Origin of the sequence: Burkholderia sp. Tr-20355, from assembly GCF_017104685.1 — a bacterium.
In the GTDB taxonomy this organism is placed as follows: domain Bacteria; phylum Pseudomonadota; class Gammaproteobacteria; order Burkholderiales; family Burkholderiaceae; genus Burkholderia; species Burkholderia seminalis.
On the sequence record NZ_JAAGPK010000272.1, the window covers coordinates 1 to 6,226 of the forward strand.

Consider the following 6,226-nt stretch of genomic DNA (forward strand, 5'->3'; position numbering starts at 1 on the left):
TCCGCGGCGGCGGTGACGACGGCCGGCACGATCGGCTTCGTCGGCCTCGTCGTGCCGCATGCGCTGCGGCTCGCGTTCGGCAACGACCAGCGGATGCTGCTGCCGGCCGCGATGCTCGCGGGCGGCAGCGGCGTGATGGCGGCCGACCTGCTCGCGCGCACCGCGATCGCGCCCGCGCAGTTGCCGGTCGGCGTGATGACCGCGTTGATCGGCGTGCCGGTGTTCCTATGGATGTTGTTGAGGAGGCCGATGCGATGACGGATGCCGCACTGCACGCGGGCGGCGGCGAGCTGCGCTGCATGGCCGTCGACCTGACGCTGAAGGCTGGCGCACGCACGTTGCTCGACGGGTTCACGCAGGCGTTTCGGCCCGGCGAGATCTGGTGCGTCGCGGGGCCGAACGGCGCCGGCAAGACGACGCTGCTCGCGACGCTCGCGGGGTTGCAGCCGCCGGCCGGCGGACAGGTCGAGATCGACGGCCGGCCGCTGGTCGCGTGGCCGCCCGGGCCCCTCGCGCAGCGTCGCGCGCTGATGCCGCAGCAGCTGCACGACGCGTTCAGCGCGACGGTGCTCGACACGGTGCTGCTTCACCGCTATCCGTATCTCGGCGGCTGGGGCTGGGAGCGCGACGGCGATCGCGCGGCCGCGTACGACGCACTCGCGACGTTCGATCTGACCGCACTCGCGTCGCGCGATGTGTTGTCGCTGTCGGGCGGCGAGCGGCAGCGGGTCGCGCTGGCCGCGACGCTGTGCCAGGATGCGCCGCTGATGCTGCTCGACGAACCGCTCGCGCATCTCGACCTGCATCACCAGATCGACTGCCTGACCGCGCTGGGCGCATGGCTCGACCGGCGCCCGCGCACGGTGCTGTTTTCGTGCCACGACCTGAATCTCGCGCGGCGTTTCGCGACGCACGCGTTGCTGCTCGACGGCCGCGGCCGTGCGTCGGCCGGCCCCGTGCACGACGTGCTGACGCCCGAACGCGCGAGCGACGCGTTCGGCTATCCGCTCGTGCTGATCCGCGAGAACGGCCGCGATGCGTTGCTGCCGGCATGGCCTGCGCGACCATGACCTTTCCTTTTCCGATTCCTCCGATGCGCGGCGCGTGCCGCGCCAACGACACGGCTTCCCGATGACGACTTCGACCCCCTTCCCGCCCGCGATCGCGCCGCTCGACGACGCGCTGCGCACGCGCCTGCAGCATGTGATCGACCACAAGACCAAGCCGCCGGGCAGCCTCGGCCAGCTCGAGGCGCTCGCGCTGCAGATCGGTCTGATCCAGCATACCGAGCGACCGGTCGTGCAGCGCCCCGTGACGATCGTGTTCGCCGGCGATCACGGGATCGCCGCCGAGGGTGTCAGCCCTTATCCGCAGGCGGTGACCGCGCAGATGGTCGCGAATTTCCTGGCCGGCGGCGCGGCGATCAACGCGTTCTCGGGCGTCGCGCAGAGCGCGCTCGAGATCGTCGATGCGGGCGTCGCGTCGCCGTTGCCGCTGTCGGACCGGCTGGTGTCGCTGCCGGTCGCGCGCGGCACGCGCAACTTCGCGGCGGAGCCGGCGATGTCGCGCGACGAGGCGATGACGGCGCTCTCCGCCGGCGCGGCGCGCGTGCGCCTGCATGCATCGCTCGGCACGAACGTGATCGGCTTCGGCGAGATGGGGATCGCGAACACGTCGTCGGCCGCGTGCCTGATGAGCCGCCTCCTCGACGTGCCGGTCGACGCATGCGTCGGACGCGGCACGGGCCTCGACGACCAGGGGCTCGCGCACAAGCGCGCGGTGCTCGGCCGTGCGCTCGTCAAGCATTCGCATGCGATCGCGCCGCTCGACGTGCTCGCGACGTTCGGCGGTTTCGAGATCGCGATGATGACGGGCGCGTATCTCGCGGCCGCGAGCGAGCGGATGACGATTCTCGTCGACGGCTTCATCGCGACGGCCGCGCTGCTCGTCGCCGAACGCATCGTGCCCGGCGTGCGCGACTACTGCGTGTTCTCGCATACGTCGCACGAGGCCGGCCACCGGCGCATGCTCGAGCATTTCGGCGCGAAGCCGCTGCTCGCGCTCGACCTGCGGCTCGGCGAAGGCACGGGGGCGGCGCTCGCGCTGCCGCTCGTGCGCGCGGCGGCGGCGTTCCTCAGCGAGATGGCGAGCTTCGAGTCGGCCGGCGTCGACAATCGTGACGCCTGATCGCGTGGGCGGCGTGCGGGCCGAGCTGCGCTACTTCTTCGTCGCGCTCGGCTATTTCACGCGCGTGCCGGTGCCGCGTTCGATCGGCTACGCGGCCGGCGATCTCGACCAGGCCGCGCGTTATTTCCCGCTCGTCGGCGCGTGCGTCGGCGCGTGGGGCGCGCTCGTCTATCTCGCCGCGCTGCGGGTGCTGCCCCCGTCGATCGCGGTCGGGCTGTCGATGGCCGCGACGCTGCTCGCGACCGGCGCGTTCCACGAGGACGGCCTCGCCGACAGTTGCGATGCGTTCGGCGGCGGCTATACGCGCGACGACGTGCTGCGCATCATGCACGACTCGCGGATCGGCACGTTCGGCGCGGTCGCGCTCGTGATCACGCTCGGCCTGAAATGGCAGGCGCTTGCGTCGATGCTGCCGCTGCGCGCCGCATGGACGATGATCGCCGCGCATGCGGCGAGCCGCGCGGCGGCCGTGAGCCTGCTGATGACGCTCGACTATGTGCGGCCCGAAGGCAAGGCGAAGCCGGTCGCGCAGCGGATGGGCGGTCGCGCGGCGTGCGTCGCGGCGGTATTCGGATTGCCCTGGCTGTTCTGGCCCGACTGGCGCATGGGCGTTGCCGTGTGCGCGGCGCTCGTGCTGGTGCGCGCATGGGCAGCCCGCTATTTCGTGAAGCGGATCGGCGGTTATACGGGCGACTGTCTCGGCTTCGCGCAGCAACTGTGCGAACTGGCGATCTATCTCGTGGTGCTCGGATGGACGTCGTCCTGATCCGTCATCCGGCCGTCGATATCGAGCCGGGCATCTGCTACGGGCGCAGCGACGTGCCGCTCGCCGCGCCGGCCGACGCCGGCGCGCGGGCCGTGCGTGCGCATCTGTCGGCGCTCGGCGCGCCGTCGCCCCGACAGGTCTGGACGAGCCCGTTGACGCGCTGCGTATCGGTTGCCGAGCGGCTCGCGCAGGTGTTCGACGTGCCGCTGCGGTGCGATGCCGACTGGCAGGAGATGGATTTCGGCGCGTGGGAAATGCAGCGCTGGGACGATATCGATCGCGCGGCGCTCGATGCATGGGCGGCCGACCTGATGCATGCGTGTGCGCACGGCGGCGAAAGCGTCGCGCGGCTCGTCGAACGGGTGGCACGGCGGGCCGATGCGCTTGCGCGGTTCGACGAACCGCAATGGGTCGTCACGCATGCGGGCGTGATCCGCGCGTTCGCGTCTCACGTATTGCGGGTCCCCCTCGAGACGCTGCTGTCGCGGCCGGTGCCGACGGGCGGAGGTGTCTGGCTGCGAGCGGACCACGGCGCGCGAGCATGGGAAGTCATGCACTGGAGCGCATAGGCGCGCAATGCGCCGGCGGCGCGTGACTCAGCGCGCCGGCCGCCGCGCCCGCGCGGCATCGAGATCCTCGCACAGCGCGGCCGCGCCCTGTGCGATCCGCGGCGACGGCCGCGTCAGCAGATCGCCGTCGATCGCGAACAGGTTGTTGCGCGTCACGGCCGTCAGCGCGGGCCACGCGCGCCAGCGCGCCAGGCTCGGCAGCGGTTCGTTCGAACGGGTCGCGCCGGCGCTCGTCGTCACGATCGCTTCCGGATTGGCCGCGAGCACGGCCTCGTCGGTGACGGTCGGTGCGAGCGGCTTGAGCGACGCGAACACGTTGCGGCCGCCGCATAGCTCGATCACCTCGTTGATCAGGTGTGTGCCGTTGAGCGTCGTCAGCGGCCGGTCCCAGACCTGGAAGAACATCGTGACGGGCGCGCGCGCCGCGTAGCGTGTGCGCAGTGCCGCGATGTCGCGCGTATAGGCGGCCGCGGCGACATCGGCCGCCGGCTGCGTGCCGAGCAGCGTGCCGAGCCTGCGCAGCGACGACGACACGTCGTCGAGATGCTTCGGTTCACTGAAGAACAGCGGGATATGCAGCGCACGCAGCGCGTCGGTCTGCCGCTCGGCGTTGCCGTGCCGCCAGACGACGATCAGGTCGGGTTTGAGCGCGGCGATCCGTTCGAGGTCGAGCGCCTTGTTGTCGCCGACGCGCGGCACCGCTTGCGCGGCGGGCGGATAGTCGCTGTACGTGACGGTGCCGACGAGCTTCGCTCCACCGCCGGCTGCGTAGACGAGTTCGGTCGCGTGTGGCGCGAGGCTGATCACGCGTTGCGCGGCGGCCGGCAGCGTCACGGTGTTGCCGGCATCGTCGCGTGTGGAGACATCGGCGCGGACGAGCGGCGCGTGCGCAAGCGCGGCCAGCATCGCGACCGGCGCCAGGCGGCGAAACCTGCGCGGGCTCATGCGGGTGCCCGTTGCAGCAGCGGCACGCAGTGCGCGAGCGCGTCGCCGAGGCGCCGCCATTCGGCTTCGCTGCCCGGCAGGCCGACGCGTAGGCTCGACGGTGCCGGGAAGTGCCGCGTCCAGATGCCATGCGCCGCGAGCGCCGCGTGCAGTGCCGCGGCGCGCGGGTCGTCGGTCCAGCTGAAGAGCGGCGTTGCACGAACCGCGAAGCCGTGTGCGCGCAGCAGCGCGGCCAGTCGTTCGCCGTCGGCCGCGAGCCGTTCGCGGGCGGCAGCCTGCCACGCGCGATCGTCGAACGCCGCGGTCACGGCATGACGTGCAGGACCGCCGACCGTCCACGCGCCGAGCATGTCGCGCAGCGCGGCGATCCGTTCCGGGCTCGCGAGCACGAAGCCCGCGCGGATGCCGGCGAGCCCGTAGAACTTGCCGACCGAGCGCAGCACGACGAGCCCCGGGCGATCGACCTGCGGCGCGAGCGATTGCGACGCACCCGTATCGGCGAACGCCTCGTCGACGATCAGCGTGCCGCCGCGTGCCGCCAGTTGCGCATGCCAGCCGAGCAGGCGCTCCGCCGGCACGAATTCGGCGGTCGGATTGTTCGGATTCCCGACCATGACGTGGCGCAGCGTTGCCGGCAGCGTATCGGTGCCGATGTCGAGGGGCACGACGCGATGGCCGTGCCGCGCGAAGGCAGGCGCGTATTCGCCGTACGCGAGCGCCGCGACACCGGCGTCGCCGGCCGGCAGCAACGCGGGCAACGCGCGGATCGCGGCCTGGCTGCCGGCGACCGGCAGCACGTGTGCGGGATCGGGTGCGTGGTAGTACCGCGCGGCGCAAGCCGCGAGGCCGTCGCCGTCGTCGGGCAGCCGCCGCCATGCGTCGGCCGGAACCGGCGGCACCGGATAGCCGACCGGATTGATGCCGGTCGACAGGTCGAGCCAGGCGTCGTACGGAACGCCGTGGCGGCGGGCGGCTTCATGCAGGTTGCCGCCGTGCGCGATGGGGGTATCAGACATGATGGGTGGCCATGGCGAGTGCGCCGCTCGCGACCAGCAGCGCGAGCCACAGGGCAAGCGTGCGCGTGACGAGCGACAGCGCGGCGACGATGTGAAGGGCGGTGGCCGAGGCGCCCGTGCCGAGCGCCGGGCGATCCTCGATCTCGCCGTGATAGACGGCCGGACCGCCGAGCTGCACGTTCAGGCTGCCGGCGCCCGCTGCCATCACGGGGCCCGCGTTCGGGCTGTCCCAGTGACGCGCCTGCGTGCGCCAGCAGTGCCATGCGGCGGCCGTGTCGCCGAGCAGTGCGTAGCTCGCGGCCGTGAGGCGGGCGGGCAGCCAGTTCAGCGCGTCGTCGAGACGCGCGGCGGCCCAGCCGAAGGTCAGGAAGCGCGGCGTGCGGTAGCCCCACATCGCGTCGAGCGTGTTCGCGAGCCGGAACAGCAGCGCGCCGGGACCGCCCGCGACGACGAACCAGAAGAGCGCGCCGAAGATCGCGTCGTTGCCGTTCTCGAGCGCCGATTCGACGGCCGCGCGCGACAGCGCGCCTTCGTCCGCGTCGCTCGTGTCGCGCGACACGATGCGGGCGGTCAGCGTGCGGGCGGCGGCGAGGTCGTGCCGCAGCAGCGCGGCGGCGATCGGCGCGACATGGTCGGCGAGGCTCTTCGCGCCGAGCGCGAACCACAACAGCGCGACGTGCAGCGCGGCCGCGAACGGCCACGGCAGCACGGTGACGAGCCATGCCGCGACGGCCACCGGCGGC

General features: G+C 72.4%; 8 protein-coding genes. 5 read left to right on the forward strand and 3 right to left on the reverse strand.

Going from position 1 to position 6,226, the window contains the following annotated elements; genetic code table 11:
- The 5 genes from G3N62_RS33795 to cobC all read left to right on the forward strand — a co-directional run.
- Positions 1-258: iron chelate uptake ABC transporter family permease subunit (locus G3N62_RS33795; RefSeq protein ID WP_206141467.1), on the forward strand; the 258-nt coding region annotated here is incomplete at its 5' end.
- Positions 255-1,070 carry an ABC transporter ATP-binding protein gene (locus tag G3N62_RS33800; protein WP_124670970.1) on the forward strand — a complete coding sequence of 272 codons (816 nt, stop codon included), beginning with the start codon at positions 255-257 and terminating at the stop codon, positions 1,068-1,070. The genes G3N62_RS33795 and G3N62_RS33800, both read left to right, overlap by 4 nt.
- 61 nt (positions 1,071-1,131) lie before the next feature.
- Positions 1,132-2,187: a nicotinate-nucleotide--dimethylbenzimidazole phosphoribosyltransferase gene (gene cobT, locus G3N62_RS33805; protein WP_069705614.1), complete on the forward strand. Its 1,056-nt coding sequence runs from the start codon at positions 1,132-1,134 to the stop codon at positions 2,185-2,187.
- Positions 2,177-2,953 (forward strand): adenosylcobinamide-GDP ribazoletransferase, encoded by a 777-nt coding sequence (locus G3N62_RS33810; protein WP_124670969.1) that lies wholly within the window; start codon positions 2,177-2,179, stop codon positions 2,951-2,953. The genes cobT and G3N62_RS33810 overlap by 11 nt, the downstream gene beginning before the upstream one ends.
- Entirely contained in the window at positions 2,938-3,522 is a 585-nt protein-coding gene (gene cobC, locus G3N62_RS33815; protein ID WP_124670968.1) for an alpha-ribazole phosphatase, read from the forward strand. The genes G3N62_RS33810 and cobC overlap by 16 nt, the downstream gene beginning before the upstream one ends.
- Before the next feature lie 27 nt (positions 3,523-3,549).
- On the opposite strand, the gene G3N62_RS33820 is transcribed toward cobC, so the two are convergent.
- The 3 genes from G3N62_RS33820 to G3N62_RS33830 all read right to left on the reverse strand — a co-directional run.
- The gene (locus G3N62_RS33820) at positions 3,550-4,467 is read right to left on the reverse strand and encodes a cobalamin-binding protein (protein ID WP_124670967.1); all 918 of its coding nucleotides are present in this window, start codon (positions 4,465-4,467) and stop codon (positions 3,550-3,552) included.
- A complete protein-coding gene (gene cobD, locus G3N62_RS33825; RefSeq protein ID WP_124670966.1) occupies positions 4,464-5,483 on the reverse strand; it encodes a threonine-phosphate decarboxylase CobD in 1,020 nt (339 codons plus the stop codon). Before cobD ends, G3N62_RS33820 begins: the two co-directional genes overlap by 4 nt.
- On the reverse strand, positions 5,476-6,226 hold a 751-nt coding region (locus G3N62_RS33830; protein WP_206141468.1), incomplete at its 5' end, for a CobD/CbiB family cobalamin biosynthesis protein. The genes G3N62_RS33830 and cobD, both read right to left, overlap by 8 nt.

Bases quoted from the DNA above. Each gene is read 5' to 3' on its own strand.
- G3N62_RS33800 (WP_124670970.1), top strand. From the start codon at position 255: ATGACGGATGCCGCACTGCACGCGGGCGGCGGCGAGCTGCGCTGCATG.
- cobT (WP_069705614.1), top strand. From the start codon at position 1,132: ATGACGACTTCGACCCCCTTCCCGCCCGCGATCGCGCCGCTCGACGAC.
- cobC (WP_124670968.1), top strand. From the start codon at position 2,938: ATGGACGTCGTCCTGATCCGTCATCCGGCCGTCGATATCGAGCCGGGC.
- G3N62_RS33820 (WP_124670967.1), bottom strand. From the start codon at position 4,467: ATGAGCCCGCGCAGGTTTCGCCGCCTGGCGCCGGTCGCGATGCTGGCC.
- cobD (WP_124670966.1), bottom strand. From the start codon at position 5,483: ATGTCTGATACCCCCATCGCGCACGGCGGCAACCTGCATGAAGCCGCC.